This is a genomic window from Micromonospora sp. (assembly GCF_048594385.1).
GTDB classification, from domain to species: Bacteria; Actinomycetota; Actinomycetes; order Mycobacteriales; family Micromonosporaceae; genus Micromonospora; species Micromonospora wenchangensis.
In genome coordinates, this window is sequence record NZ_JBMDWU010000250.1 from 1 (window position 1) to 26,010 (window position 26,010).

Annotated in this window: 24 protein-coding genes; 13 read left to right on the plus strand and 11 right to left on the minus strand. The window is 73.6% G+C overall.

Annotated features, from left to right (window positions below; all coding sequences use genetic code 11):
* From ACOJTC_RS12930 to ACOJTC_RS12960, 7 genes are all read left to right on the plus strand, one after another.
* Positions 1-1,946: M4 family metallopeptidase (locus tag ACOJTC_RS12930; protein ID WP_420117034.1), on the plus strand; the 1,946-nt coding region annotated here is incomplete at its 5' end.
* Positions 1,947-2,204: 258 nt separating this feature from the next.
* Positions 2,205-2,630 (plus strand): TOBE domain-containing protein, encoded by a 426-nt coding sequence (locus tag ACOJTC_RS12935; RefSeq protein WP_420117035.1) that lies wholly within the window; start codon positions 2,205-2,207, stop codon positions 2,628-2,630.
* Positions 2,631-2,722: 92 nt separating this feature from the next.
* Entirely contained in the window at positions 2,723-3,457 is a 735-nt protein-coding gene (gene modA / locus ACOJTC_RS12940) for a molybdate ABC transporter substrate-binding protein (protein WP_420117064.1), read from the plus strand.
* Entirely contained in the window at positions 3,433-4,263 is an 831-nt protein-coding gene (locus tag ACOJTC_RS12945; protein WP_420117065.1) for an ABC transporter permease, read from the plus strand. Before modA ends, ACOJTC_RS12945 begins: the two co-directional genes overlap by 25 nt.
* The gene (locus tag ACOJTC_RS12950) at positions 4,260-5,321 is read left to right on the plus strand and encodes an ABC transporter ATP-binding protein (protein WP_420117036.1); all 1,062 of its coding nucleotides are present in this window, start codon (positions 4,260-4,262) and stop codon (positions 5,319-5,321) included. The genes ACOJTC_RS12945 and ACOJTC_RS12950 overlap by 4 nt, the downstream gene beginning before the upstream one ends.
* 169 nt (positions 5,322-5,490) lie before the next feature.
* Complete coding sequence (locus ACOJTC_RS12955) at positions 5,491-5,940, plus strand: CBS domain-containing protein (RefSeq protein WP_357768087.1); 450 nt, start codon at positions 5,491-5,493, stop codon at positions 5,938-5,940.
* Positions 5,937-7,235, plus strand: a complete 1,299-nt coding sequence (locus tag ACOJTC_RS12960) for an SLC13 family permease (RefSeq protein ID WP_420117037.1) — start codon at positions 5,937-5,939, stop codon at positions 7,233-7,235. Before ACOJTC_RS12955 ends, ACOJTC_RS12960 begins: the two co-directional genes overlap by 4 nt.
* On the opposite strand, the gene ACOJTC_RS12965 is transcribed toward ACOJTC_RS12960, so the two are convergent.
* The 8 genes from ACOJTC_RS12965 to ACOJTC_RS13000 form a co-directional block, all read right to left on the minus strand.
* The gene (locus ACOJTC_RS12965; RefSeq protein WP_420117038.1) at positions 7,217-8,497 is read right to left on the minus strand and encodes a cation:proton antiporter; all 1,281 of its coding nucleotides are present in this window, start codon (positions 8,495-8,497) and stop codon (positions 7,217-7,219) included. The two genes, ACOJTC_RS12960 and ACOJTC_RS12965, sit on opposite strands and share 19 nt — an antisense overlap.
* 112 nt (positions 8,498-8,609) lie before the next feature.
* On the minus strand, positions 8,610-9,938 hold the full coding sequence (gene nhaA, locus ACOJTC_RS12970; protein WP_420117039.1) for a Na+/H+ antiporter NhaA: 1,329 nt from the start codon (positions 9,936-9,938) through the stop codon (positions 8,610-8,612).
* Between the two features lie 129 nt (positions 9,939-10,067).
* Positions 10,068-11,207 carry an FUSC family protein gene (locus tag ACOJTC_RS12975; protein ID WP_420117040.1) on the minus strand — a complete coding sequence of 380 codons (1,140 nt, stop codon included), beginning with the start codon at positions 11,205-11,207 and terminating at the stop codon, positions 10,068-10,070.
* Between the two features lie 8 nt (positions 11,208-11,215).
* Positions 11,216-11,626, minus strand: a complete 411-nt coding sequence (locus ACOJTC_RS12980; protein WP_420117041.1) for a sensory rhodopsin transducer — start codon at positions 11,624-11,626, stop codon at positions 11,216-11,218.
* Positions 11,623-12,831: a D-arabinono-1,4-lactone oxidase gene (locus ACOJTC_RS12985; RefSeq protein WP_420117042.1), complete on the minus strand. Its 1,209-nt coding sequence runs from the start codon at positions 12,829-12,831 to the stop codon at positions 11,623-11,625. The genes ACOJTC_RS12980 and ACOJTC_RS12985 overlap by 4 nt, the downstream gene beginning before the upstream one ends.
* Before the next feature lie 112 nt (positions 12,832-12,943).
* Positions 12,944-14,845 carry a molecular chaperone HtpG gene (htpG, locus tag ACOJTC_RS12990; RefSeq protein WP_363795095.1) on the minus strand — a complete coding sequence of 634 codons (1,902 nt, stop codon included), beginning with the start codon at positions 14,843-14,845 and terminating at the stop codon, positions 12,944-12,946.
* A gap of 65 nt (positions 14,846-14,910) precedes the next feature.
* The gene (locus ACOJTC_RS12995) at positions 14,911-15,579 is read right to left on the minus strand and encodes a class I SAM-dependent DNA methyltransferase (RefSeq protein ID WP_420117043.1); all 669 of its coding nucleotides are present in this window, start codon (positions 15,577-15,579) and stop codon (positions 14,911-14,913) included.
* Positions 15,580-15,618: 39 nt separating this feature from the next.
* On the minus strand, positions 15,619-16,158 hold the full coding sequence (locus ACOJTC_RS13000) for a DinB family protein (RefSeq protein WP_420117044.1): 540 nt from the start codon (positions 16,156-16,158) through the stop codon (positions 15,619-15,621).
* Positions 16,159-16,241: 83 nt separating this feature from the next.
* Between ACOJTC_RS13000 and smpB the strand changes: the two genes are divergently transcribed.
* The gene (gene smpB, locus ACOJTC_RS13005; protein WP_420117045.1) at positions 16,242-16,745 is read left to right on the plus strand and encodes an SsrA-binding protein SmpB; all 504 of its coding nucleotides are present in this window, start codon (positions 16,242-16,244) and stop codon (positions 16,743-16,745) included.
* A gap of 27 nt (positions 16,746-16,772) precedes the next feature.
* On the opposite strand, the gene ACOJTC_RS13010 is transcribed toward smpB, so the two are convergent.
* Positions 16,773-17,627 (minus strand): hypothetical protein, encoded by an 855-nt coding sequence (locus ACOJTC_RS13010; protein WP_420117046.1) that lies wholly within the window; start codon positions 17,625-17,627, stop codon positions 16,773-16,775.
* Positions 17,628-17,880: 253 nt separating this feature from the next.
* Here ACOJTC_RS13010 and ACOJTC_RS13015 point away from each other — a divergent pair, with 253 nt between their 5' ends.
* Together ACOJTC_RS13015 and ACOJTC_RS13020 are read left to right on the plus strand one after the other, a co-directional pair.
* Positions 17,881-18,453, plus strand: a complete 573-nt coding sequence (locus tag ACOJTC_RS13015) for a winged helix-turn-helix domain-containing protein (protein WP_204928523.1) — start codon at positions 17,881-17,883, stop codon at positions 18,451-18,453.
* Complete coding sequence (locus tag ACOJTC_RS13020) at positions 18,450-19,712, plus strand: MFS transporter (RefSeq protein WP_420117047.1); 1,263 nt, start codon at positions 18,450-18,452, stop codon at positions 19,710-19,712. Before ACOJTC_RS13015 ends, ACOJTC_RS13020 begins: the two co-directional genes overlap by 4 nt.
* Positions 19,713-20,012: 300 nt before the next feature.
* Here the strand turns inward: ACOJTC_RS13020 and ACOJTC_RS13025 are convergent, their stop codons facing one another.
* Entirely contained in the window at positions 20,013-20,426 is a 414-nt protein-coding gene (locus ACOJTC_RS13025; protein ID WP_204928522.1) for a type II toxin-antitoxin system Phd/YefM family antitoxin, read from the minus strand.
* 85 nt (positions 20,427-20,511) lie between these two features.
* Positions 20,512-22,251 carry a M28 family peptidase gene (locus ACOJTC_RS13030; RefSeq protein WP_420117048.1) on the minus strand — a complete coding sequence of 580 codons (1,740 nt, stop codon included), beginning with the start codon at positions 22,249-22,251 and terminating at the stop codon, positions 20,512-20,514.
* A gap of 278 nt (positions 22,252-22,529) precedes the next feature.
* Here ACOJTC_RS13030 and ACOJTC_RS13035 point away from each other — a divergent pair, with 278 nt between their 5' ends.
* Genes ACOJTC_RS13035 through ACOJTC_RS13045 form a run of 3 tightly spaced genes read left to right on the plus strand, consistent with a single transcriptional unit; the run spans position 22,530 to position 26,007 of the window.
* Positions 22,530-23,054, plus strand: coding sequence for a PadR family transcriptional regulator (locus ACOJTC_RS13035; protein WP_204928520.1), 525 nt, complete (start codon positions 22,530-22,532; stop codon positions 23,052-23,054).
* A complete protein-coding gene (locus ACOJTC_RS13040) occupies positions 23,051-23,731 on the plus strand; it encodes an ABC transporter ATP-binding protein (RefSeq protein ID WP_204928519.1) in 681 nt (226 codons plus the stop codon). Before ACOJTC_RS13035 ends, ACOJTC_RS13040 begins: the two co-directional genes overlap by 4 nt.
* Positions 23,728-26,007: an FtsX-like permease family protein gene (locus tag ACOJTC_RS13045; protein WP_420117049.1), complete on the plus strand. Its 2,280-nt coding sequence runs from the start codon at positions 23,728-23,730 to the stop codon at positions 26,005-26,007. Before ACOJTC_RS13040 ends, ACOJTC_RS13045 begins: the two co-directional genes overlap by 4 nt.
* The last annotated feature ends 3 nt before the right edge of the window (positions 26,008-26,010 follow it).

Genomic DNA, 26,010 nt, shown 5'->3' on the forward strand with positions numbered 1-26,010 from the left:
AGGCCCGGGCCGCCGCCGTCGGCGCGGCCAGCTCGCTGGTCGCCAGCCGCCCCGCCTACCTGCACGCCAGCGCCGACGACACGTTCGTGCAGCGGCCGGTCATCGCCTCCGAAGGCATCCAGTACGTCCCCTACGAACGCACCTACAAGGGCCTGCGCGTGGTCGGCGGGGACTTCGTCCTGGCGACCACCGCCACCGGCGAGGTCACCTACGCCTCCGTCGCCCAGCAGCAGAGCATCGGGAACCTGTCCACCACGCCGAAGCTCACCGCCGCCGCCGCCGAGCGGACCGCCCGCGCCCGGCTGCGCACGGTCAGCGGCGTCGAGGGCACCACGCTGGTCGTGCACACCCTCGGCGCCCGGCCCGCGCTGGCCTGGGAGACCACCGTCACCGGCACCGGCGCGGACGGCCCCAGCCGGCTGACCGTCGACGTGGACGCCGCCACCGGCGCGGTGCTGAACACCCAGGAGCACGTCGTACGGGGCACCGGCACCGGGGCGTGGAACGGCCCGGTCACCCTCAACACCACCCAGTCCGGCAGCACCTACTCCCTCAGGGACCCGAGCACCACCAACCTGAGCTGCCAGGACGCCGCGAACAACACGGTCTTCTCCGGCCCGGACGACGTCTGGGGCAACGGCACCGGCACCAACAAGGAGACCGGCTGCGTCGACGCCCTGTTCTCGGCGCAGACCGAGCACAAGATGCTGTCGCAGTGGCTGGGCCGCAACGGCGCCAACGGCAGCGGTGGCGCGTGGCCCATCCGGGTCGGGCTCAACGACCAGAACGCCTACTACGACGGCTCCCAGGTGCAGATCGGCAAGAACACCGCGGGGCAGTGGATCGGCTCGCTCGACGTGGTGGCCCACGAGATCGGCCACGGCATCGACGACACCACCCCCGGCGGCATCTCCCGGGGCAACACCCAGGAGTTCGTCGCCGACACCTTCGGCGCGGCCACCGAGTGGTTCGCCAACGAGCCGTCCACCTACGACGCGCCGGACTTCCTCGTCGGCGAGAAGATCAACCTGGTCGGCAGCGGCCCGATCCGCAACATGTACAACCCGTCCGCGCTCGGCGACGCGAACTGCTACTCCAGCAGCATCCCGAGCCAGGAGGTGCACGCGGCGGCCGGTCCGGGCAACCACTGGTTCTACCTGCTGGCCATGGGCAGCAACCCGACCAACGGGCAGCCGACCAGCCCCACCTGCAACAGCAGCACGGTGACCGGCCTCGGCATCCAGAAGGCCATCAAGATCATGTACAACGCGATGCTGATCAAGACGACCACCTCGTCGTACCTGAAGTACCGCACCTGGACGTTGCAGGCCGCCAAGACCCTCTACCCGGGCAGCTGCACCGAGTTCAACACGGTCAAGGCCGCCTGGGACGCGGTGAGCGTGCCGGCGCAGTCCGCCGACCCGACCTGCACCGGCGGCACCCCGACGCCCACCCCGACGGCGACCTCCACCCCGACGCCCACCCCGACCTCGGGCGGCTGCTCGGGCCAGAAGCTGACCAACCCCGGCTTCGAGTCCGGCGGCACCGGCTGGACCGCCACCTCGGGCGTGATCACCTCGTCGGCCAGCCAGGCCGCGCACGGTGGCTCGTACAAGGCGTGGCTCAACGGGTACGGCTCGACCCACACCGACACCGTCACCCAGTCGGTGGCGATCCCGGCCGGTTGCCGGGCCACCCTGTCCTTCTGGCTGCACATCGACACGGCCGAGTCGGGCAGCACGGCGTACGACAGGCTGACCGTCAAGGCCGGCAGCACCACCCTGGCGACGTACTCCAACGTCAACGCCGCCAGCGGGTACGTGCAGCGCAGCTTCGACGTGTCCGCGCTGGCGGGCAGCACCGTCACCATCTCGTTCAGCGGGGTGGAGGACAGCAGCCTGCAGACGTCCTTCGTGGTGGACGACACCGCGCTCACCCTGAGCTGACCCTCCCACCGCCGGCAGCGGCCGGTCGTCGCCACCCGCGACGGCCGGCCGTCGGCGTTTCCACCCCACCGCTCCCCCGGTAGCCCGGCGGCCGCCGCGGCCCCACCCGCCGAGCCGACGACAGCCGAACCGGCCGGACCGACGCGGGCCGGCTTCCGCTGGTAACCGCGATTGCGGGCTGCAGACGGCCTCACCGTTCGCTTCTGCGAGGGATATACCTCCTTCCGCTCAGCAGATGCGGGTCGTTAGGGTGACCGGGTGAGCGTGTTCCGGATCAGCGAGGCCGCCGAGTTGCTCGGAGTCAGCGCCGACACCGTGCGGCGCTGGGTGGACGCCGGCCGGTTGCCCGCCCGGCGGGACACCCACGGCCACCGACTCGTCGACGGCGTGGACCTGGCCGGCTTCGTCCGCGCCCAGTCCGCCGCCCCCGACGAAGGGGCCGAGTTCTCCTCGGCCCGCAACCGGCTGCGCGGGATCGTCACCGCCGTCGTCCGGGACACCGTGATGGCCCAGGTCGACATCCAGGCCGGGCCGTTCCGGATCGTCTCCCTGATGAGCCGCGAGGCCGTCGACGAACTGGACCTGCGCGTCGGCTCGGTGGCCGTCGCCGTCATCAAGTCGACCACCGTCGTGGTGGAGCGGCCCGCGCCCACCGGCCCCACCAGGACAAGGACCGACCCGTGACCCGCTCCGACGGACCGCCCGCCCCGACCGCCGACCCGCCGGGCGGGCACCGTCGCACCGTCGTCGTCCCCCTCGTCGCGGCCGTCCTCGCCCTGGCCGGCTGCACGGCCGGGAGCACCGCACCGGCCGCCGACGGTGGACCGCGCGGCACGCTGACCGTCTTCGCCGCCGCGTCGCTGACCGAGTCGTTCACCACCCTCGGCCGGCGGTTCGAGGCCGAACACCCGGGCACGACGGTCACCTTCAACTTCGCCGGCAGCTCCGCCCTGGCCACCCAGATCACCCAGGGCGCGCCCGCCGACGTGTTCGCCTCCGCCGCCCCGAGGAACATGGCCACCGTCACCGACGCCGGGCACGCCGCCGACGCCCCCACCGTCTTCGCCCGCAACCAGCTCGTCATCGCCGTGCCGCAGGGCAACCCGCAGCGCCTCACCGGGCTGGCCGACCTGACCCGCCCGGGGTTGAAGGTCGCGCTGTGCGCCGCCCAGGTGCCGTGCGGGGCGGCGGCCACCACCGCCCTGGACGCGGCCGGCGTACGGGTCACCCCGGTCACCCTCGAACAGGACGTCAGGGGCGCACTGGCCAAGGTGAGACTCGGCGAGGTCGACGCGGCGCTGGTCTACCGCACCGACGCCCGCGCGGCCGACCGGGAGGTCGACGGCGTCGAGTTCCCCGAATCCGCCCGCGCCGCCAACGACTACCCGATCGTGGTGCTCACCGACGCGCCGAACCCCGTCGCCGCCCGCGCCTTCGTCGCGCTGGTCCGGTCGGCGTCCGGCCGGGCCGTCCTCACCGACGCCGGATTCCAGCCACCGGCAGGCCCGTGACCGCGCCCACCCGTCGACGCGGCACCGGTCAACGGGTGCCGGTCGCGCTGCTCGTACCGGCCGCCCTGGGGTTGCTGTTCCTGGTGCTGCCGCTGGGCGGCCTGCTGTTGCGCACCCCGTGGACGTCGCTGGGACCGCGCCTCACCGCACCCGGGGTACTCACCGCGCTGCGGCTGTCGGTGCAGTGCGCCACCCTCGCCACGCTGCTCTGCCTGGCGCTGGGCGTACCCCTGGCCTGGCTGCTGGCCCGGATGGAGTTCCCCGGCCGGCGGCTGGTCCGGGCGCTGGTCACCGTGCCGTTGGTGCTGCCGCCGGTGGTCGGCGGGGTGGCGCTGCTGCTGGTCTTCGGCCGGCGCGGGCCGGTCGGCGGCTGGCTGGACGCCACCTTCGGCGTCACGCTGCCGTTCACCACCACCGGCGTGGTGCTCGCCGAGGCGTTCGTGGCGATGCCGTTCCTGATCATCGCGGTGGAGGGGGCGCTGCGCGGCGTCGACCACCGCTACGAGGAGGCCGCCGCCACCCTGGGCGCGGGCCGGTGGACCACCTTCACCCGGGTCACCCTCCCGCTGGTCGGCCCGGGGGTCGCCGCCGGGGCGGTGCTGTGCTGGGCCCGCGCGCTCGGCGAGTTCGGCGCGACCATCACCTTCGCCGGCAACTATCCGGGCCGTACCCAGACCATGCCGCTCGCCGTCTACCTGGCCCTGGAGACCGACCTGGAGGCCGCCGTGGTGCTCAGCCTGGTGCTGCTCACCGTCTCGGTGGTGATCCTCGCCGGGCTGCGCGACCGGTGGATCGGCGGCCCGTGACACCGCCGCTGCTCGACGGGCACCTGGTCGTCGACCGGGCCGGGTTCCGGCTGGACGTCCGGCTGCACGTCGCCGCCGGGGAGGTGGTCGCGCTGCTCGGCCCGAACGGCGCCGGCAAGACCACCGCGCTGCGCGCCCTGGCCGGGCTGCAGCCGCTCGACGCCGGCCGGCTACGCCTCAGCGGGGTGGAACTGGACCACCCGGACGCCCGCCGGTTCGTGCCACCCGAGCGGCGACCGGTCGGCGTGGTGTTCCAGGACTACCTGCTCTTCCCGCACCTGACCGCCCGGGACAACGTGGCTTTCGGCCCGCGCCGGCAGGGCCTGCCCAGGCGGGCCGCCCGAGCACGGGCCGACCGGTGGCTGGACCGGGTCGGCCTGGCCGGGTACGCCGGGCGGCGACCCCGGCAGCTCTCCGGCGGGCAGGCCCAGCGGGTCGCGCTGGCCCGCGCGCTCGCCGTCCAACCCACCCTGCTGCTGCTCGACGAGCCGCTGGCCGCGCTCGACGCCCGGACCCGGCTGGACACCCGCGCCGAACTGCACCGCCACCTCACCGACCATGCCGGGGCGGCCGTGCTGGTCACCCACGACCCGCTGGACGCGCTGGCGCTGGCCGACCGGCTGGTCGTCGTCGAGGACGGCCGGGTGGTCCAGGAGGGCGACGCCAGCGCGGTGACCACCCGGCCGCGCACCGACTACGTGGCCCGACTGGTCGGGCTCAACCTGCACCGGGGTCGGGCCGACGGGCATCTCGTCCACCTCGCCGACGGGTTCGCCGTGCCGACCGCCGACCGGCTCGACGGCGACGCCTTCGTGGTCTTCCCACCGACCGCCGTCACCCTGCACCCGGACCGACCCGGCGGCGACGCTCCGCACACCTGGCCGGCCACCGTCGCCGGGGTGCACCGGCACGGCGACCACCTGCGGGTGCAGCTCACCGGGCCGGTCAGCACCGTCGCCGACGTCACCCCGGCCGTCGCCGCCGGACTGCGGCTGCTCCCCGGTCAGCAGGTCTGGGCGACCGTCCGGGCCGCCGATGCGCGCGCCTATCCGACCTGAGCGGCACATCGACCACCGGCTCTACCTTCTCCACCGGCAGGGGAGGGCGGCCGGGTGGCGACCGGTCCCCGGCGAAGGATGAATCTCGTACTAGGGTGACGGGAGGTGTGCCGGGAAGACTGGTCGGCGTGCGGTAGTCCATGCCCGAAGCACCTTCCGAGGAGTCGCCGTGCGCGCGAAAGACCTGGCGGTGCCGTTTCCCACGATCACCGTCGGTACACCCGTGCTGGAGGCGGCCCGGCTGCTCGCCGGGCACAACCTGCCCGGCCTGATCGTCGTCGACGCCGCTGACCGTCCCGTCACCGTGCTGGCGGGCACCCAGGTGCTGCGCCTGGTCATCCCCGGCTACTGCCGGGAGGACCCGACGCTGGCCCGGATGATCGACGAGCCGTCCGCGGACGTGTTCCTGCGGGGTGCCGAGGGTCGTACGGTAGCCGACCTGCTGCCCCACGAGCACCTCGAACCGCCCGTGGTCGAACCGCAGGCCACGGTCCTGGAGATCGCCGCGGTAATGGCCCAGAAGCGCAGCCCGCTGGTCGCGGTCGCCGCCCGGGGCGCGGCGATGACGGGCGGAATCACCCTGGACGCACTGCTCGACCGGATGCTGGGCCCGGCGTGAGCGGCCTGGCCTGGACGGCAGTGGCCGTCTTCACCGTCGCGTACGTGCTGATCGCCACCGAGAAGATCCACCGGGTGGCCGCCGCCATCGGCGGCGCGGCGGTGATGTTCCTGATCGGGGCCACCGACACCGAGCACGCCTTCTTCTCCGAGCGATCCGGCATCGACTGGAACGTCATCTTCCTGCTCATCGGCATGATGCTCATCGTCGCGGTGCTCAAACGCACAGGCGCTTTCGAGTACGTCGCCGTGTGGGCGGCCAAGCGCGCCCAGGGGCGGCCGTTCCGGGTGATGGTGATCCTGGTGCTGATCACCGCCGTCGCCTCGGCGGCCCTGGACAACGTCACCACCGTGCTGCTCATCGCCCCGGTGACCTTCCTGGTGTGTGAACGCCTGGACGTGCCGGCGGTGCCGTTCCTCATCGCCGAGGCGATGGCGTCGAACATCGGCGGCACCTCCACCCTGGTCGGCGACCCGCCGAACATCATCATCGGCAGCCGGGGCGGGCTGAGCTACAACGACTTCCTGATCCACCTCGCCCCGCTGGTGGTGCTGCTGCTGGTGGTCTTCCTGGGCCTGTGCCGGGTGCTGTTCCGGCGGGCTTTCCGATACGACCCGACCCGTGCCGCGCAGATCGCCGCGCTGCGGGAGGGCGACGCGATCCGGGACCGCCGGCTGCTCGTCCTCGGGCTGGCGGTGCTCGGCGCGGTGACCGCCGCGTTCGTCCTGCACACCACCCTGCACCTCGAACCGGCGGTGGTCGCCCTGCTCGGCGGGCTGCTGCTGCTCGCGCTGTCCCGCCTGGATGTCGGGGAGGTCAGCCGGGACGTGGAGTGGCCCACCCTGGTCTTCTTCGCCGGCCTGTTCATCATGGTCGGCGCGCTGGTCAACACCGGGGTGGTCGAGCAGATCTCCCGGGCCGCGACCGACGCCACCGCCGACCGGCTGCTGCCCGCCACGATGGTGCTGCTGTGGGGATCGGCCGCGTTGTCGGCGATCGTCGACAACATCCCCTACGTCGCCACCATGAGCCCGGTCGTCGCCGACCTGGTCAACGCCAACGGCGACACCGCCCAGTCCCGGGTGCTCTGGTGGGCGTTGGCCCTCGGTGCCGACCTCGGTGGCAACGCCACCGCCGTCGGCGCGTCCGCCAACGTCGTGGTGCTGGGGTTGGCCGAACGCGCCGGGCAGCGGATCACCTTCTGGCAGTTCACCCGGTACGGGCTGGTCGTGACCCTGGTCACGGTGGGGCTGGCCGTGCCGTACCTGTGGCTGCGTTACTTCGTGCTGGCCTGACCGTCGGCGTCGCCGGCCCGGTCGGCCCCGTCTCCCGCCTCGGGGACCTTCACGGGGCGACCGGGCCTCCGCCACCGGTGCAGCACCCCGTGCCACGCCGGTGCCTCCCGGGCCTCGTCGAAGGCGCGCGCCACCACCACGTCGGTGGAGGAGTGCGCCAGGATGGAGATGACGATGGTCAGCGCGACCAGGTGGAACACCTCGTCGCCGGCGGCGATGCCGGAATCCAGGACCAGCAACCCGTAGACGACCGAGGCGAACCCCTTGGGCCCGAACCACATCGCGGCGGCCTGTTCGCGCAGGCCCAGCCCCGAGCGCAGGAAGGAGACCCACAACGCGAGTGGACGGGCCACCACGATCGCCAGCACCGCGAAGACCCAGCCGGCCCAGGAGATCTCGCCGAGGAACTCCACCGAGATCAGCGCGCCGAACACCAGCAGCGCGGCCAACTTCAACAACTCGGCGATGTTCTCCCCGAAGTGCTCGAACGCGGCCCGTTCCCGGGGCCCGAACGTGGCCACCGTGATCCCGGCGGCGAACGCGGCCAGGAACAGGTTGCCGTGGGTGACCCTGCCCAGCGCCAGCACGAGCAGACCGATGGCGACCCCGTTGAGCGGCGCGTACGCCGCCGACGCGGCGAACCACCGGGTCCGCTCCAACGCGATCGCCGCCAGCGGCACCAGCACCCCGATCAGCAACCCCACCGCCAACTCGGTGCCCAACTCCCCCAGGTGCAGGTCGTCCGAGCCGGCCGCGACCGCGAGCAGCACCACCACGAACGGCAGCGCCAGGCCGTCGTTGACGCCGGACTCGACGTTGAGCAGGTGCCGCAGCCGGGCCGGGACCTTGTCGTTACCGACCAGCGCGGCGGCGAACACCGGGTCGGTGGGAGCCAGGACCGCGCCGATCAACAACGCCTCCGGCCAGTCCAGCCCGGCCACGTAGTGCGCGAGCACCGCCGTCACCAGCAGGGTCAGCGGCAGACCCCAGCCCAGGGCGCGGCCCGGCAGCCGCCACGCCGCACGCAGGTCGGCCCAGCCGACCCGCATTCCGTCGGTGAACAGCACCGCGAACAGCGCCAGCTCGGCCAGCTGCGCCACGATCGGCGAATCCGCCCGCAGGTGCAGCACCCCGCCGGTGTCCTCTCCGAGCAGAAACCCGGCGACCAGGAACAGCGCCGCCGTGGACAGGATGGTCCGGTGGGCCAGCGCGGACACCAGAACCGCGGCGAGCAGGACGGCGGCGAAGCAGAGCAGCAGCACGGTGGGGCCTTCCGGGGGCGCGGACCAGCACGGTGCCGACCAGACTTCCCGGCGCTCCTCGGATCGCCGTGATCATAGCGGCCAGGTGGGCCGCACCGCTGCGGTGGCCGGGTCACCGCCCGGCGGGCCGCTCCGACTCCGGTTCGAAGACGTCCGGCACGCCGTCGCGGTCCAGGTCGACGCTCTCCGCCTCGTGCACCCGCCGGTAGACGCGTCCCCGGGCGCGCAGGATGACGCTGGCCAGCAGCGCGGACAGCAGGGAGCCGGCGAGTACGGCGATCTTGGCGTGGTCGTCCAGCTCACTACCCAGGCCGAAGGCGAGCTCCCCGATCAGCAGCGACACGGTGAAGCCGATCCCGCCGAGCAGCGCAAGGCCGAGCACGTCGAGCCAGTTGAGGCCTTCGTCGAGGTCGGCCCGGGTGAACCGGGACACCAGCCAGGTCGCGATCAGGATGCCGACCGGCTTGCCGATGATCAGGCCGACGACGATGCCGACCGCGACCCGGTCGGTCAACGCGGCGGCCAGTCCGGCGAGGCCGCCGACGGTGACGCCGGCGGACAGGAACGCGAAGACCGGCACGGCGATCCCGGCGGAGATCGGCCGGATCCGGTGCTCGAAGTGTTCGGCCAGGCCGGGGCCGGCGTTCGGGCCACCCGCCGCCGCGCTGCGGACCACCGGGACGGTAAAGGCGAGCAGCACCCCGGCCACGGTGGCGTGCACCCCCGACTCGTGCACCAACACCCAGGTGAGGGCCGCGAGCGGCAGCAGCAGCCACCAGGACCGCACGCGGCGCTGCACCAGGAACGCGAAGCCGGCAAGCGGCAGCAACGCGCCCAGCAGCGGGACGACGGACAGGTCGAAGGTGTAGAAAACCGCGATGATCATGATGGCGAGCAGGTCGTCGACCACTGCCAGGGTGAGCAGGAAGGTCCGCAACGCGGACGGCAGGAAGCGGCCCACCACGGCGAGCACCGCCAGGGCGAAGGCAATGTCGGTGGCCGTGGGGATGGCCCACCCCCGACCGGCGTCGCCCCCCGCTCCGGCGGCGATCACGTAGTAGAGCGCCGCCGGCACGATCACCCCGCCGACGGCCGCAGCCACCGGCACCGCCGCCCGGCGGGGGTCACGAAGGTCACCGGCGACGAACTCGCGCTTGAGCTCCAGACCGGCGACGAAGAAGAAGACGGCCAGCAGACCGTCGGCGGCCCAGGTGGCGAGGCTGAGATCCAGGTGTAGCGCCGCCGGGCCGACGGTGAGGTCCCGCAACGCCTGGTACTCCCCGGACCAGGGCGAATTTGACCAGATCAAGGCCATGAGCGCCGCGACGAGCAGGAGTGCGCCGCCCACCGTCTCCTTGCGGAGGATGTTGGAGATGCGGCTGGTCTCGCCCCACGAGCGGCGGGCGAACAGGCTGGTACGGCGCCGGTCGGCGTCGGTCACGGGAACTCCTCGTCGGCAGGGGTCGCGTCATCCATCGCCGACCAGACTTCCCGGCACACCAGCGCCAACCCTATCCGCCTCCGCGGCGAACACATCGACGTTCGCGACGGGGGCACGGGCACCCGCGCCTCAGTACCCGGCGGCGGCGCGGCGAACCATCCGCCTGGCTTCGTCACGCGGCACCCCGGTGGCCCGCAGCAGGTCGTTGGCGACCGTCCGGAGCTGGGACACGACGATGGTGCCGGAGAACCCGACCTCCTGCCGGCAGGCGGCACCGGCCGCCCGGACGGCGTCGAGCACCCGTTCCCGGGCACGCACCGGCTCGCGGGTGCCGAGGAACTCCCCGCGCAGCAGCCGCACCGCCTCCCCGAGATCGGTCACGGCGACCGGCAACCCGGCCGGCACCGGCTCGTCGTCGCGCAGCGCGGTGCCGATCCGGCGGACCAACGACCGGCTGTTGCGGAAGGCCCGGTCCAGGTGGTGGGCACCCTGCCGGTAGGCGGCCAGCGCCCGGCGTCGCCGCCAGCGCACCGGGGAGAGCCGGACCACCTCGTCGGCGGCCTCGATCACCTCGCCGAGCCGGCGCAGTTCCGGCTCGGCGTCGCGCATCCGGTCCAGGACCCCCTCGACGGCGTCGGCGTCCCGACCCGCCAGGGCGCGTCCGGAGGCGGTCAGGTCCCGGGCGAACCGCTCCAGCGCCGGGCCGGCCACCCGGCGCACGGTGCGCAGCGGGTGCAGCGGGGCCAGCACGAGCACCACGAACAGACCCACCGCGCCGCCGATCAGCGCGTTGAGCGTGCGGGGCAGTTCCAGGTCCGGCGCGGTCGGGGTGAGCGTGGCGATCAGCACCGCCGTACCGCCGGCCTGGGTCATCAGCGCGCCGGTGCCCCGGACCAGCACCGCGACGGTGATCGCCAGGAAGACGATCACGCCGGTCTGCCAGGCGCCGGTGCCGACCAGCAGGATGAGCAGGTCACCGACGAGGATGCCGAGCACGACACCGATGACCAGTTCGACGGTGCGCCGGGCCCGGTTGCCCAACGCCGCGGCGATCACACCGACGGCGGCGGCCGGGGCGAAGGTCGGCTCCGCGTTGCCCAGCACCTCCCGGGCCAGCACCCAGGCCAGCGCCGCCGCCAGCCCCGCCTGCACCGCGACGATCAGGTACGTCTGCAACCGGCGGTGCGAGTCCCGCCCGACGGCGGAGATCCGGTCGCCGAGCCGGGTCGCCCCCGACCGCCCGTCGGCCACCCGGCCCGTCTGACCCATGGGCCCGGTTACCCGGGACCGTCACCGACGAACCCGCCCGCTCCGGCCGGGTACGCCATCGTGGCGGCCAGCGCCAGCGCACCGGGCAGCCGGGTGTCCTGACGCAGGAACTGCACCACCACCGGCACCGGCGAGCGCAGCAGGCAGCCGTACGGGCGGTCGAGGCGGACCGCCTCCGGATCGATCAGGTCGTTGAGGCGTACGTGTCGGATCCGGCGGGCGGCCACGGTGATCCGGTACGGCCCGACCGGTTCGGCGTCCTCGTAGTAGAGGTCGAACTCCACGTCGGCGTCGGTCGGCGTGGCGTTGAGCACGCAGAGCTGGTCGAAGCCGGTGAACTGCGGCTCCTCCCCGCTGCCCGGGAACGGGATGTGCCCGCCCGGCACCACCCACACCCGGGCCCCCACCTGCGGCGTCACACCGGCTCCAGCAGCCGGGCCAGGTCCGGGGTGAGGAACACCCCGTCCGGGTCGAGCCGGCGGCGGGCCGCCTGGAAGTCGTCCCAGCGGGGGAAGAGCGGGCGTAGCTCGCGGGCGGTCAGCCAGTGCTTCTTGCCCCAGTGCGGCCGACCACCGTACTGGCGGAACACCGCCTCCATGTCCCGGAAGTACTCCTCGTGGGGCAGGCCGGCGTTCTGCAGGCAGGCGATGGTGGTGGTGGGCCGACCGTGGGCGTTGCTCAACCAGATGTCGTCGGCGGCGACGGTACGCACCAGCACCCGCCAGGCGGCCACCCGCCGGTGCCGGGCCATGATCCGGCGGCGTACCTCGGCGAAGCAGGCCGGGAACGCCTCCGACGGCAGCATGTACTCGATCTCCTCGAAGCGCAGCGCCCGGTCCCGGGGGATGGTCCGGTGGGTGGGGCCCACCTCGTTCTCCCGGGTCCGCGCCGGTGCGGTGCCGGCACTGTCCCACACCCCCTGCTCCACCGGCGGGCGGTCGGCCCGGTTCATGGTGCGCACCTGGGTCTGGTCGCTGCGCGGATACCAGTAGAAGTCCATGTTGCGGTTGGTGTGCTGCAACTCGGCCAGGTGGTCGAGGGTCCAGTCGAGCCGGGCGCACCAGGTACGGCGGCGCAGGTCGTAGCGAGGCTGCACGTCCAGGGTCAGCCGGGTGACCACCCCCAGCGCGCCGAGCGACAGCCGCACCGCCGGCAGCAGCTCGGGGTGCTGCTCGGCGTCGACGTCCAGCACCTCGCCGGTGCCGGTGACCAGCCGCGCCCCGACGACCTGGGTGCTGAGGTTGCCGAAGCCCAGGCCGGTGCCGTGGGTGCCGGTGGCGGTGGCCCCCGCGATCGACTGGTAGTCGACGTCACCCAGGTTGTCCATGGCCAGCCCGGCGTCGTAGAGCCCCTCCCCCAGCGCCCGCAGCTTCGTGCCGCCCAGCACGGTGGCCCGGTCGCCGTCCTCGGCCAGCACCCCGGCCAACCGGTCCAGGCTGAGCAGCACGCCGTCGGTGCGCACCAGAGGGCTCGACGAGTGGCCGGAGCCGACCGGGCGGACCGTCGTGCCGGTCTCCCGGGCCCGCCGCACCAGCCGGCACACCTCGGCCTCGTCGGCCGGGTGGGCGTACCGGGCCGGGGTGAAGGTGAGGCTGCCGGACCAGTTGACGAACGCGTCTGCCACCGCACCGCCTCCTGCCGCCGGGCCCGGCGCTTACCCGACGTCCGGGCGGCTACACGCCGGCCGGCCCGGTCGCTCCCGGCCGGGCGTCGGCCCGGCCGGGAGCGGAGGCGGGTCAGAGGGTACGGGCCAGCCGGTCGGCGAGCAGCCGGGCGAACCGGGCCGGGTCGGCCAGGTCGCCGCCCTCGGCGAGCAGCGCCGTGCCGTAGAGCAGTTCGGCGGTCTCGGTCAGCGCCGCGCTGTCGTCGCCCCGCTGGTGGGCGACGCGCAGGCCGGTGACCAGCGGGTGGGTCGGGTTGAGTTCGAGGATGCGCTTGACCGGCGGCAGTTCCTGCCCCATCGCCCGGTACATCTTCTCCAGGGTCGGGGTGATGTCGTGCGCGTCGCCGACGATGCACGCGGGCGAGGTGGTCAGCCGGGAGGAGAGCCGGACCTCCTTGACCGTGTCGGCGAGCGCCCCGCCGAGGAAGGTGAGCAGTTCGGCGTACTCCTTGTTCTGCTGCTCCCGGGCGACCTCGGTGTCCTTGCGTTCCTGCTCGGTCTCCAGGTCGACCTGGCCCTTGGCGATGGAGCGCAGCGGCTTGCCGTCGAACTGGCCGACCCGCTCCACCCACACCTCGTCGACCGGGTCGGTGAGCAGCAGCACCTCGAAGCCCTTGGCCCGGAACGCCTCCAGGTGCGGCGAGTTCTCCAGCATGGTGCGGTTCTCGCCGGTGGCGTAGTAGATCTCGGTCTGGCCGTCCTTCATCCGCTCCACGTACCCGCCCAGCGTGGTGGGCTCGGTGTCGTGGTGGGTGGAGGCCACCGAGACCAGCTCCAGAATGGTCTCGGTGTTGTCCGGGTCCTCCAGCAGACCCTCCTTGACCACCCGGCCGAACTCGCCCCAGAAGGTGGCGAACTTCTCCGGGTTGCCGGTACGCATCTCCTTGACCGTGGCGAGCACCTTGCGGACCAGCCGGCGGCGGACGATCTGGATCTGCCGGTCCTGCTGGAGGATCTCCCGGGAGATGTTCAGCGACAGGTCGTGCGCGTCCACCACGCCCTTGACGAAGCGCAGGTAGTTCGGCATCAGCGCGGCGCAGTCGTCCATCACGAACACCCGCTTGACGTAGAGCTGCACCCCGCGCCGACCGTCGGCCTGGTACAGGTCGTACGGCGCGTGCGCGGGCAGGAACAGCAGCGCCTCGTACTCGAAGGTGCCCTCCCCGCGCATGTGGATGGTCTCCAGCGGGTCGGTCCAGTCGTGGCTGACGTGCCGGTAGAAGTCCCGGTACTCCTCCTCGGCGACCTCGTCGCGCGGACGCGCCCAGAGCGCCTTGCGGGAGTTGAGGGTCTCCTCGGTGGGCTCGCCGCCGTCGACGCCCGGCACCGTGGTGCGGATCGGCCAGGCGATGAAGTCCGAGTACCGCTTGACGATCTGCCGGATCGTGGCGAGGTCGGCGTAGTCGTGCAGGTTGTCCTCGTCGTCGGCGGGCTTGAGGTGCACGGTGACCGAGGTGCCCTGCGGGGCGTCGTCGACGGTCTCCACCACGTACGTGCCCTCGCCGCTGGACTCCCAGCGGGTGCCCTCGGCCTGCCCGGCCCGCCGGGTGAGCAGGGTGACCCGGTCGGCGACCATGAACGTCGAGTAGAACCCGACACCGAACTGGCCGATCAGCTCGCCGCCGGCGGTCTCCTTGGACTCCTTGAGCTTGCGCAGCAGCTCGGCGGTGCCGGAGCGGGCGATGGTGCCGATCAGCGAGACGACGTCCTCGCGGGACATGCCGATGCCGTTGTCCCGCACGGTCAGGGTCCGGGCCTGCGGGTCGGTGACCAACTCGATGTGCAGGTCAGAGGTGTCGACGTCGAGGTCGGAGTCGACCAGCGACTCCAGCCGGAGCTTGTCCAACGCGTCGGAGGCGTTGGAGATCAGCTCGCGCAGGAAGACGTCCTTGTGCGAGTAGATGGAATGCACCATCAGTTGCAGCAGCTGGCGTGTCTCCGCCTGGAACTCCAGCGTCTCGGTCCGACTGCTCACACCAACCTCCTCGTACGGGTGGGCCAGATCCGCGCAACAGGATACGAGGTGCCGTGGCGGCCCGGTCACGCCCGGTCGTCGTCCCGACGAACCAGCAGGTTGGCCTGCGGGGTGCGTTCCATGGCGCCGGCGAACTCCTGCGGCGCGCGGCACATCCGGGCCTGCTCCGACAGTCCGGCGGCGCCCAGTAGCGCGGCCACGTGGTCCGGGCGGCGGCGACGGAAGGCCAGCGCCACCGGGTGGCCCCACGCCTCGGTGTAGCGGACCGTCTCGTCGCCGACCTGGAAGGCGAGCAGGGCGTGCCCGCCGGGGGCGAGGACCCGGTGGAACTCGGCGAACACCCGGGGCAGCCACTCGTCGGGCACGTGGATGACGCTGTACCAGGCGACCAGCCCGGCCAGCACGCCGTCGGCCACCGGCAGGTCCAGCATGGACGCCTCGACGAAGGTCAGGTCGGGATGGGCCAGCCGGGCCTGCGCCAACATGCCCGGGGACAGGTCGAGCCCGGTGACGGCCAGCCCGAGGTCGCGCAGGTGGCCGGTGATCCGCCCGGGGCCGCAGCCGACCTCCAGCACCGGCCCGCCCCCGCCGGTCAGCACGGTCTCGGCGAACGCGGCGAGCATGGCCCGGTCGACCGGGCGGGCGGCCAGCTCACCACGGTTGCGGGTGGTGTACTCGGCGGCCATCGTGTCGTAGGAGGCGCGGGTCTCGGCGAGGAAGTCGGCATCGGTCACGGTCGCGGACCCTACCGGCCGCGCGGCTGCGCCGGAGGGTCAGCGGGAGGTCGTCGGGCGGGTGACGTCGTGCACGTGGTGCACCACGTCGTGCAGGAAGTAGACGGCGAAGCGGCCGACGGTGAACACCGAACCGTTGCTGCGCCGGCCCGGCCGGGCCCACTGCCCGGGCATGACGGCGTCGAACGCGGCGGCGGTCGACTCGGCCTGTTCGGCGAGTTCCCCGGCCACCCGGGCCGGTGACTGGTGGAAGTAGTCGTCCTCGACGGCGGTGGCGTCCTGGTCCCAGTTGGGGAAGACCGGGTCGTCCTCGTCGAGCATCAGCGCCAGCCGACCCCGGAAGATCCGGCAGGTGTCCCGCACGTGGCAGGCGTACTCCACCGGCGACCAGACGGTCGGCGCGGGCCGCCGGGTCGCCTCGGGCCGGGACAGCACCTCCCGCCAGACCGGGACGGTGGCCCGCAGCAGACCCCCGGTGGCCTCGGCCCGCTGCGGCACGAAACCGCACTCGGCGCACCCGTCGTCGATGACGCCGGTCCAGTCCCGGTCCTCCGGCGTGATCGCCGCCCACTCCGACATGCGGCGATCCTGCCACGCGGCTGCCGGGTCGGCACCGGCGGTAGGGTGTACGCCGCTGGCAGATCCGGGCGGAGGTGGTCGTCGTGGCACGGGACGCGGAGCGCACGCTGATCGCCGTCAACAGGAAGGCACGGCACGACTACACCGTCCTGAAGACGTACGAGGCGGGCATCGTGCTGGTCGGCACCGAGGTGAAGTCGCTGCGCGAGGGGCGGGTGTCGCTGGTCGACGCGTTCGCCCAGGAACGCGACGGCGAGATCATGCTGTACGGCCTGCACATCGCCGAGTACGGCTTCGGCACCTGGACCAACCACCAGCCCCGGCGGACCCGCAAGCTGCTGCTGCGTCGGGTGGAGATCGGCCGCATCCTGGAGAAGTTGCGCGACCCCGGGGTGACCCTGGTGCCACTGTCGATGTACTTCAGCAACGGCTGGGCCAAGGTCGAGGTCGGGCTGGCCCGGGGCCGCCGCTCGTACGACAAGCGTCAGGTGCTCGCCGAACGCGACGCGAACCGGGAGATCGCCCGGGAGTTGGGCCGCCGGCTCAAGGGCCGACGACCGGCCGGCGAGGGCCGCCGGCCGGGCTGACCGTTTCCCCCGGAGCGCCCTGCGGGCTCAGCCGGGAGCGTGGTCGTCCGCTGCGGCGGTGTCGGCGGTGCCCGGGGCGCTGGCGAGCACGATCGCGGCGGCCACGGTGGTCAGGGTCGCCAGGACCGCCCAGGGCAGCCAGCCGGCGCGGACGCCGTCGCCGAGCAGCAGCACCCCGGCGACCGAGGGGACGACGATCTCGACCGCCCAGAGCACGGCGGTGACCGGCCCGACCTGCCCGTGGCGCAGCGCGTGCGCGTAGAGGATCGTCCCGGCCACCCCGGAGATGACCAGTCCCCAGGTCACCGGCTCCAGCAGCAGGTCCCGAGCCGCCGCGCCGGGGTGGCCCAGCGGGTCGGGTGGCGGGGTCAGCGCCCGCGCGCACAGCGCGGTGATGCCCCAGGAGAGGCCGGCCAGGGTGGCGGCGACGACCGGCCGGGCGACCCGCAGGGCGGCGAGGCCGGCGATCGCGGTCAGCACCGCCGCACCGGCCAGGCCGACCCGCAGTGCCGTGGACGCGGTGACCGGTGGTTCGGGGCCGGCGGCCAGCGAGATGACGGTCAGGGCGGCGACGGTGAGCAGGATCGCCCCGGTGTCCCGGCGGCGCAGGCGCGCGCCGAGCACGATCCGGGCGATGACCACGGTGACGGCCAGCGAGCCGGCGGTGACCGACTGCACCGCGTACACCGGCAGTTTCTGGAGGGCGACCAGGGAGGCCAGCCAGGCCAGTGTGTCGCAGGCCAGGCCGGCGAGGTAGAGCGGGTGGCCGAGGGCGCGCAGGGTGCTGGCCCCGCGCCGGGCCCCGACGGCCTGCAGGACCGAGCCGACGCCGTAGCCGAACGCCGCGCCGAGGGCGACGGTCAGCGCCAGGCCGGACGTCACGGCCCGCCCCCGACACCGGCCCGGTCGAACGCCCCCGGCCCGGTGGACGCCGCCGACCCGGTTGCGGTGGTCACCGCCGGCACGGTCATCGGCACCGCCTCTGTTCCTGGTCCCGGCCGGGTCCGCGTCAGCCGTCGCTCCGTCGCATTCTCCCCGCCGCGTCCGCGCACCGCAGCGCGGCGCCACCGCGGCGCGCCACCATGGTTCCACAAGACTTCTTGTACTTCATGTCTTGTACTTCTAGGGTGGGCACATGACGGAGGAACCCACCCGGCACCTGACCGACCCCCGGGCGATGCGCGCGCTCGCCCACCCGACCCGCTTGCGACTGCTCGGCGAGCTGCGGGTGCGGGGCCCGCGCACCGTCGGCATGCTCAGCGACGCCATCGACGAGGCGGTCGGTTCGGTCAGCTACCACCTGGGCAAGCTGGCCGAACACGGCTTCGTCGAGGAGGCCCCCGAGCACGCCCGCGACCGCCGGGAACACTGGTGGCGGGCGACACACGCCCGGACGTCCTGGGAGCCGGTCGAGATGCTCGCCGACCCGGAACGCCGGACCGCCTCCGACCTGCTGCGCCGCGCCGTGCTCGACCGGTACGCGGAACGCCTCGGCCACTACCTCGACGTCGAGGCGACCCTCGACCCGCAGTGGGTGCGCGGCACCGCCAGCAGCGACTCCTGGCTGCACCTGACCAGCGACGAGCTGATCGAACTGCGGGCCGACCTGGAGGCGCTGGCCGCCCGCTGGCAGGCCCGCAGCGACCCCGCCCGGCCGGGGGCCGAGACGGTGACGCTGATGTACCACGCCTTCCGGGACCCGCGGTGACGCCGCGTCGCCGCGCCCCGCTGGTCGGCCTGCTGCTCGGTCACACCGTCTCGCTCACCGGCAACATGCTCACCCTGATCGCGCTGCCGCTCTACGTGCTCGCCGAGACCGGCTCGCCCGCCGCCACCGGCCTGACCGGCGCGGCAGCCACCGTGCCGGTGGTCCTCGGCGGCGCGCTCGGCGGGGTGCTGGTGGACCGGATCGGCTACCGGCGGGCCAGCGTCCTGGCCGACGTGGTCTCCGGGCTGACGGTGGCGGCCGTGCCGCTGCTCGATGCCACCGTCGGCCTGCCGTTCTGGGCGCTGCTCGTGCTCGTCTTCGCCAGCGGCCTGCTCGACACCCCCGGGCAGACCGCCCGCAACGCCCTGCTGCCGGAGGCGGCCACCGCCGCCGGGGTGCCACTGGAGCGGGCCGTCGGCTGGTACGAGGCCAGCGAGCGGGGTGCCCGGCTGGTCGGCGCCCCGGTGGCCGGACTGCTCGTCGCGACCCTTGGCGCGCTGCCCGTGTTGGCCCTGGACGCCGCCACCTTCGCGGTCTCGGCGCTGGTCGTGGCGCTGCTGGTGCCCCGGTCGCTGCGTCCCGCCACGCCCACCGACCCGGCCGGCGGGGGCTACTGGCGGGAATTCGCCGCCGGGGTGCGGTTCCTGACCCGGGAGCCGCTGCTGCGCGCGGTGGTGCTGCTGGTGCTGGTGACCAACTTCTTCGACGCGACCAAGAGCAGCGTGCTGCTACCGGTGGTGGCCGACCGGGAACTCGGCGGGGCCACCGCGTTCGGCCTGCTGGTCGGCGCGATGGGCGGCGGCGCGCTGGCCGGGTCGCTGCTGTTCAGCGCGGTCGGCCACCGGCTGCCCCGCCGGGCCACCTTCGTCACCGCCTTCGCCGTCGCCGGTGCGCCACCCTTCTGGGCGCTGGCCGCCGCGCCACCGTTGCCCTGGATCGTCGGGGTCTTCGCCCTGTCCGGATTCGCCGCCGGGGCGATCAACCCGCTGCTCGGCGCGGTGGAGCTGGAACGGGTGCCGGCCCACCTGCGGGCCCGGGTGTTCGGGGTGATCGGGGCGGGCTGCTGGGCCGGCATGCCGCTGGGCGCGCTCGCCGCCGGGGTGGCCGTCGACGGCTTCGGCACCACGCCCGTCCTGCTCACCGTGGGCGGCTGCTACCTGCTGGTGGTGCTCACCCCACTACTCGGCGGCCCGTGGCGCACCCTGGACCGCCCGAACACCCCCACCCACCCCGCCCAGACCCCCACACCGGTCGCCTGACCCCCCTTCCCGCCCCCGGCCGCCCCTGTTCCCCGGCCCCGGCCCGCCGCTCGTTCCCCGGTGATCAAGACGTTTGCGTCAACTTCGATCTTCACGTTGACGCAAACCTCTTGATCAATTGACGCAAACTTCTTGATCACCCGGGCGGGGTGGACCGGGACCGGGCCAGGGTGGGATGGGGTGGGGGGCCGAGGCGGGACGCGGTGAGGTGGGGGCGCGACGCGTCTGGCGGGGGGCGTGCCGACACGGTGCGGGGCGGGGTGCGGGCAGGCCCCGGCCCGGGGGCGGGCGGCCCGGGGGTCAGTCGCGGCGTAGGTCGGCGTGGGCGGCGCGGAGCCGGTCCACGGCCGGGTCGGTGCCGGGTGGGACGTGCCGGTCGAGTGCGGCCCAGACCTCGGCGAGGGCGTCGGTCACGGCCCGCAGCTCAGCGGCGTGCCGCAGGGCGCCCTGCCGGTGCGACTCCTCCAGCCGGCGGGCCCAACCCGCCGTCACGGTGGCGAGGCGTTCGCCGTCGGCGCGGGCCTGGGCGGCGCTGCGGGCGGCGGGGGCCGGCACGATCGCGGCGACCGGCCGGGGGTCGCCGTCGCGGGTGACCAGGGTGACCGTGTCGGTCAGCTCGGCCATCGCGATCAGCTGGGTCAGCCGGGTACGCAGCTCGCGCAGCGGCACGGATCGCGGTTGACCACTGTGGTGGGACAGCGCGGGGGCAGCCATGTCCCCATGGTCCGACCCGGGTATGACATTTACCGTCATGACGGTCCGGGTGGGGTGGACCAGGTGTCCACCCCACCCGGGTCGGTCAGCTCGCCTGCAACGTCACGTCGTCGATGACGAAGCTGGTCTGCAACGAGGAGTCCTCGGTGCCGGTGAACTTCAGGGTCACCGTCTGCCCGGCGTACGCGCCCACGTCGAACGAGCGCAGCGTGTAGCCGGTGGCCTTGTTGAGGTTGGAGTACGTGGCCAGCGTGGTGCTGCCGACCTGGACCACCAGCTTGTCGTACGCGACGGTGGTGGTCCGCTCGGCGGTGTCGATGTGCAGGTAGAAGGCGAGGGTGTAGGAGGAGCAGCCGGCCGGCACGGTCACCGACTGGGACAGCGTGTCGGTGCTGGTGCTGCCGTTGCCGTTGAGCCATGCCTTGTAGGAGCCGGTGCGGGCCGGCTGGCTGGACGAGTTGGTGATGACGCCGGTGGTGGCCGTCCACGGGCTGGTGCCGGACTCGAAGCCGCCGTTGCCGACGACCTGCCCGCCGGTGCAGCTCCCGGTGCCGCCGGTGACGGTCAGGGTGTAGCTGGCCGTCCGGGTGGCCGAGCCGGTGCCGGTCACGGTCAGCGTGAAGGTGCCGAGGCTGGCGCTCGACGACGCGCTGACCGTCATGGTGGCCGAGCCGCCGGAGGTGACCGACGACGGGCTGAACGCGACGCTCACGCCGCTGGGCGCGCCGGAGGCCGACAGCGCGACGGTCTGGGCGCTGCCGCTGGTGGTGGCGGTGCTGACCGTGGCGGTGGTGGAGCCGCCCCGGGTCACGCCGCCGGCGGTCGGGCTGACCGCGACCGAGAAGTCGTTGGTCGGGGTGCCGCCGCCGACCGCGAGGTCCCAGATGGCGTACGCGACGCCGTCGGCGCTGCGGTTGAGCCCGGTGGCGTTGATGTTGCTGGTGGTGTCGCAGGACGAGTGGTAGCACGGGTCGTACGCGGCGTTGGCGGTGCCACCCCACTTGCTGGCCTGGGCGCTGGTCTTGCGGGCGCTGGCCCCCATCGCGTAGCCCGAGGTGGGGATGCCGGCCTGCTGGAACGAGTAGTCGTCGGAGCGGCCCTGGCCCTCGGTGTTCTCCTCCGGCGACAGCCCGAGGGAGTCCCAGTACGCCTTGAGCGGCGCGGCGGTGGTGGAGGTGACCCGGTTGATGAAGTAGCCGCCGTTGGTCGAGGCGACCATGTCGAAGTTGTAGTACCCCTTGATGTAGCCCTTCTGGGCGGTGGTCAGGGAGTTGACGTAGAACTTCGAGCCCTGCAGGCCCTGCTCCTCGCCGTTCCACCAGGCGAACCGGACCCGCTTGGTCATGGTCGGGCTCTGTTGGGCGAGCACCAGGGCGTTCTCCAGCAGCACCGACGAGCCGGAGCCGTTGTCGTTGATGCCCGGTCCGGCGGCGACGCCGTCGAGGTGCGCGCCGAACATGATCACGTCGTCGGCGGGGCCCTGCGGCCACTCGGCGATCACGTTGTTGCCCCGGTAGGTGCAGGTGGTGCAGGTCTGCTCGGTGACCGTGTAGCCGGCGGCCTGGAGCTTGGACTTCACGTAGGCGACCGAGGCGGTGTAGCCGGCCGAGCCGGCCCGCCGGTTGCCGCCGTTGCTGGTGGCGATGCTCTGGAACTGGGCCAGGTGCGCCTGCACGTTGGCGACCTGGACGTCCGGCGCGGCGAGCGCGGCGACGGCCGGCGCGGCGGTGGCCGGCCGGGCGGTCGGGGTGGCCGAGGCCGGTGGCGCGGCCAGGGCGAGCGTCACCGCGGTGACGGCGGCGATCGCCAGGGTTCTGCGCTTCATGCGAGCTCCTCATGGGGGTCGGCGGGGCATCCGCCCAGGCGTCACCGTCCCGTCTGTCGGAGGCGACCGGGGGGTGGACGGGAGACCCGCGATCCGGGGGTGGGATCGCGGCGGAAACGCCGGGGAAGCAAACACTGACATGTATCAATCTGCGGGTCAATGCGTCGGACGGTGTCACATTCGCGGACGCCGGAGGTCGCGACGCCGGACACCGGTCGGGACGAGGTCGGCGCGGGGTGTAGACAACGCGCGTATACGCGGTGTGTATAGTCCCCCGCATGTCCATCGGCCAGACCTTCCTCGGCCTGCTGGAGGCAACCCCCCGGCACGGCTACGACATCAAACGGCGCTACGACGAACACTTCGGCCATTCCCGCCCGGTCGCCTACGGCCAGGTCTACGCGACCCTGTCCCGGCTGCTGCGCGGCGGCCTCGTCGAGGTGGAGGCGGTCGAGCCCGGCGAGGGCCCCGACCGCAAGCGGTACGCCATCACCGAGGCGGGCGTCGCCGACGTGGCGCAGTGGCTGGCCCGCCCGGAACAGCCCGAGCCCTACCTGCAGAGCGTGCTCTACACCAAGGTCGTGCTCGCCCTGCTCACCGGCCGCGAGGCGGCCGAACTGCTCGACGTGCAGCGCGCCGAGCACCTGCGCCTGATGCGGGAACTGACCCGGCGCAAGCGCGGCGGCGATTTCGCCGAACAGTTGATCTGCGATCACGCACTCTTCCACCTGGAGGCCGACTTGCGCTGGCTGGAACTGACCACCGCCCGGCTCGACGAGCTGGCCGCGCGGGTACGCGCATGAGCGCCCCGCTGCTGGTCGCCGAGGGCCTGCACCGCAGCTTCGGCGAGACCGTCGCGCTGGTCGACGCCGGGCTGCGCATCGACGAGGGCGAGGTGGTCGCGGTGCTCGGCTCGTCCGGCTCCGGCAAGTCCACCCTGCTGCACTGCCTGGCCGGGATCGTCCGCCCCGACCGGGGCCGGGTGGTCTTCGACGGCCGGGACCTGGTGACGATGACCGACGCCCAGCGCAGCGCCCTGCGCCGGGAGGCCTTCGGGTTCGTCTTCCAGTTCGGGCAGCTGGTGCCCGAGCTGACCTGCCTGGAGAACGTCGCCCTGCCGCTGCGGCTGGCCCGCGTCGGCCGCCGCGAGGCCGAGCAGCGGGCCGGGCAGTGGCTGGAACGGCTGGAGGTCACCGAGGTGGCCGGCAAGCGCCCCGGCGAGGTCTCCGGCGGCCAGGGGCAACGCGTCGCCGTCGCCCGCGCGCTGGTCACCCGCCCCCGGGTGATCTTCGCCGACGAACCGACCGGCGCGCTGGACTCGCTCAACGGCGAACGGGTCATGCGGCTGCTCACCGAGGCCGCCCGGGACACCGGGGCAGCGGTGGTGCTGGTCACCCACGAGGCACGGGTGGCCGCGTACTCCGACCGGGAGGTCGTGGTGCGCGACGGGCGGACCCGCAACCTGGAGGTGGCGGCGTGACCGGTCGGGGCGCGCTCGCGGACCTGGCGATGGGTGCCCGGATGGCGCTCACCGGCGGCCGGGAGGGTTGGACCCGGGCGCTGCTCACCGCCGTCGGCGTCGGCATCGGGGTGGCCATGCTGCTGCTGGCCACCGCCGTACCCGGGGCGCTCGACGCCCGACAGGCGCGCGGCGACGCCCGCGACGACCTGCGGTTCGGCGAACAGGTCGCGGCCGGTCCCGGCACCCTGCTGGTGCACGCGCTGGACACCGAGTTCCGGGGCCGGCCGGTGCGAGGTCGGCTGCTGCGGCCGGAGGGTCCGGCCGCGCCCGTCCCGCCGGGACTGACCGCCCTGCCCGCCCCCGGCGAGGTGGTCGTCTCCCCCGCCCTGCGCCGGCTGCTCGACTCCTCCGACGGCCCGTTGTTCGCCCCCAGGCTGGGCGGCGCGAAGGTCACCGGGACCATCGCCGACGAGGGCCTCGCCGGCCCCAACGAACTGGCCTACTACCAGGGCGACGACCGGCTGTCCGACACGTCCGGGGCGACCCGGCTGGACAGCTTCGGCGGCGGGCTGCCCGGCGAGGGGTTCGGCCCGGTGCTGATGCTCCTGGTGGCGGTCATCTTCGTGGTGCTGCTGCTGCCCATCGCGGTGTTCCTCGGCTCCGCCGTGCGCTACGGCGGCGAACGACGTGACCGGCGGCTCGCCGCGCTGCGCCTGGTCGGCGCGGACACCACCATGGTCCGGCGGATCGCCGCCGGGGAGGCCGCCGCCGGCGCCCTGCTCGGGGTCGCCGTCGGCATCGGGTTCCTGCTCGCCGGCCGCCAGCTGGTCCCGCTGGTCACCCTCTACGACATCAGCGTGTACGCCGCCGACATCCGGCCGCCCACCGCGCTGCTGCTGGCCGTCGTGCTGGCGGTGCCGGCACTGGCCGTGCTGGTGGCGATGTTGGCGCTGCGCGCGGTCGTGGTGGAGCCGCTCGGGGTGGCCCGGCGCGGCACCCCGGTGCGCCGTCGGCTCTGGTGGCGGCTGTTGCTCCCCGCGGCCGGCCTGGCCCTGCTGCTGCCCGTGGCCGGTCTGCGCGAGGGCGACGGCGGGATGACCCGGTGGGTGGTGCCGGCCGGCGCGGTGCTGCTGCTGATCGGCACGGTCACCCTGCTGCCCTGGCTGACCGACCTGCTGGTGCGGCGGCTGCGCGGCGGCCCGGTGTCCTGGCAGCTGGCGGTCCGCCGGGTGCAGCTGGACAGCGCCACCTCCGCCCGGCTGGTCAACGGCATCGCCGTCGCCGTCGCCGGCACCATCGGCCTGCAGATGCTCTTCGCCGGGATCGCCGGGGACTTCACCACCGCCAGCGGCCAGGACACCTCCCGGGCGCAGGTGCAGGTGCAGTTCCCGAACCAGCCGGACCTGGTCCGGGTGCTGCGGCAGCTCGGCGGGGCCGAGGGGGTGACGGCCGCGACCGGCACCCTCAGCACCGGGGCCAACGTCGGCCCGCCGGACGGCCCACCGGTGGAGATCCGGGTCGGCGACTGCGCCGCGCTGGCCGAGTTCGCCCGCCTCGACCGGTGCGTGGACGGGGACACCTTCCTGGTGTCCGATCCGGGTGACCCTGCGGTCGTCCCCGCCGGCACGACGCTGACCGTCGAGGACGGGTCGCGGTGGCGGGTGCCCACCACGGCGCGGCCCGCAACGGCCCGGCCCGACCCGGCCGGCTGGCTGCAGAACGCGGTGCTGGTCACCCCCGGCGCGGTCGGCCCGCGGACCCTCGGTCCGCTGCGCTCGACGGTCTACCTCCAGCTCGACCCGGCCGCCCCCGACGCGGTCGAACACGTCCGCAACGCCACCGCCGCGATCGACCTGACCACCCCGGTGTCCGTGCTGTCCTCGACCATCGTGTCGCCCCGGTTCGCCGACATCCAGCGCGGCCTGGCCATCGGCACGGTCGTCACCCTGGCGCTGATCGCCACCAGCATGCTGGTCGGCACGTTGGAGCAGCTACGGGAACGCCGCCGCCTGCTGGCGATGCTGGTGGCGGTGGGCACCCGACGCAGCACCCTCGGCTGGTCCGTGCTGTGGCAGACCGCCCTGCCGGTCGGGGTGGGGCTGGTGCTCGCCGCCGGCTTCGGGCTGGGCCTCGGCGCGGCCCTGCTGCGGATGGTGCAGGCCCCCGTCACGGTCGCCTGGCCGGTGGTCGGCTTCTCGGTCGGACTCGGCGCGTTGACCGTCCTGGTGATCACCGGCCTGAGCCTGCCCCTGCTGTGGCGGCTCACCCGCGCCGACGGGCTGCGCACCGAATGACCT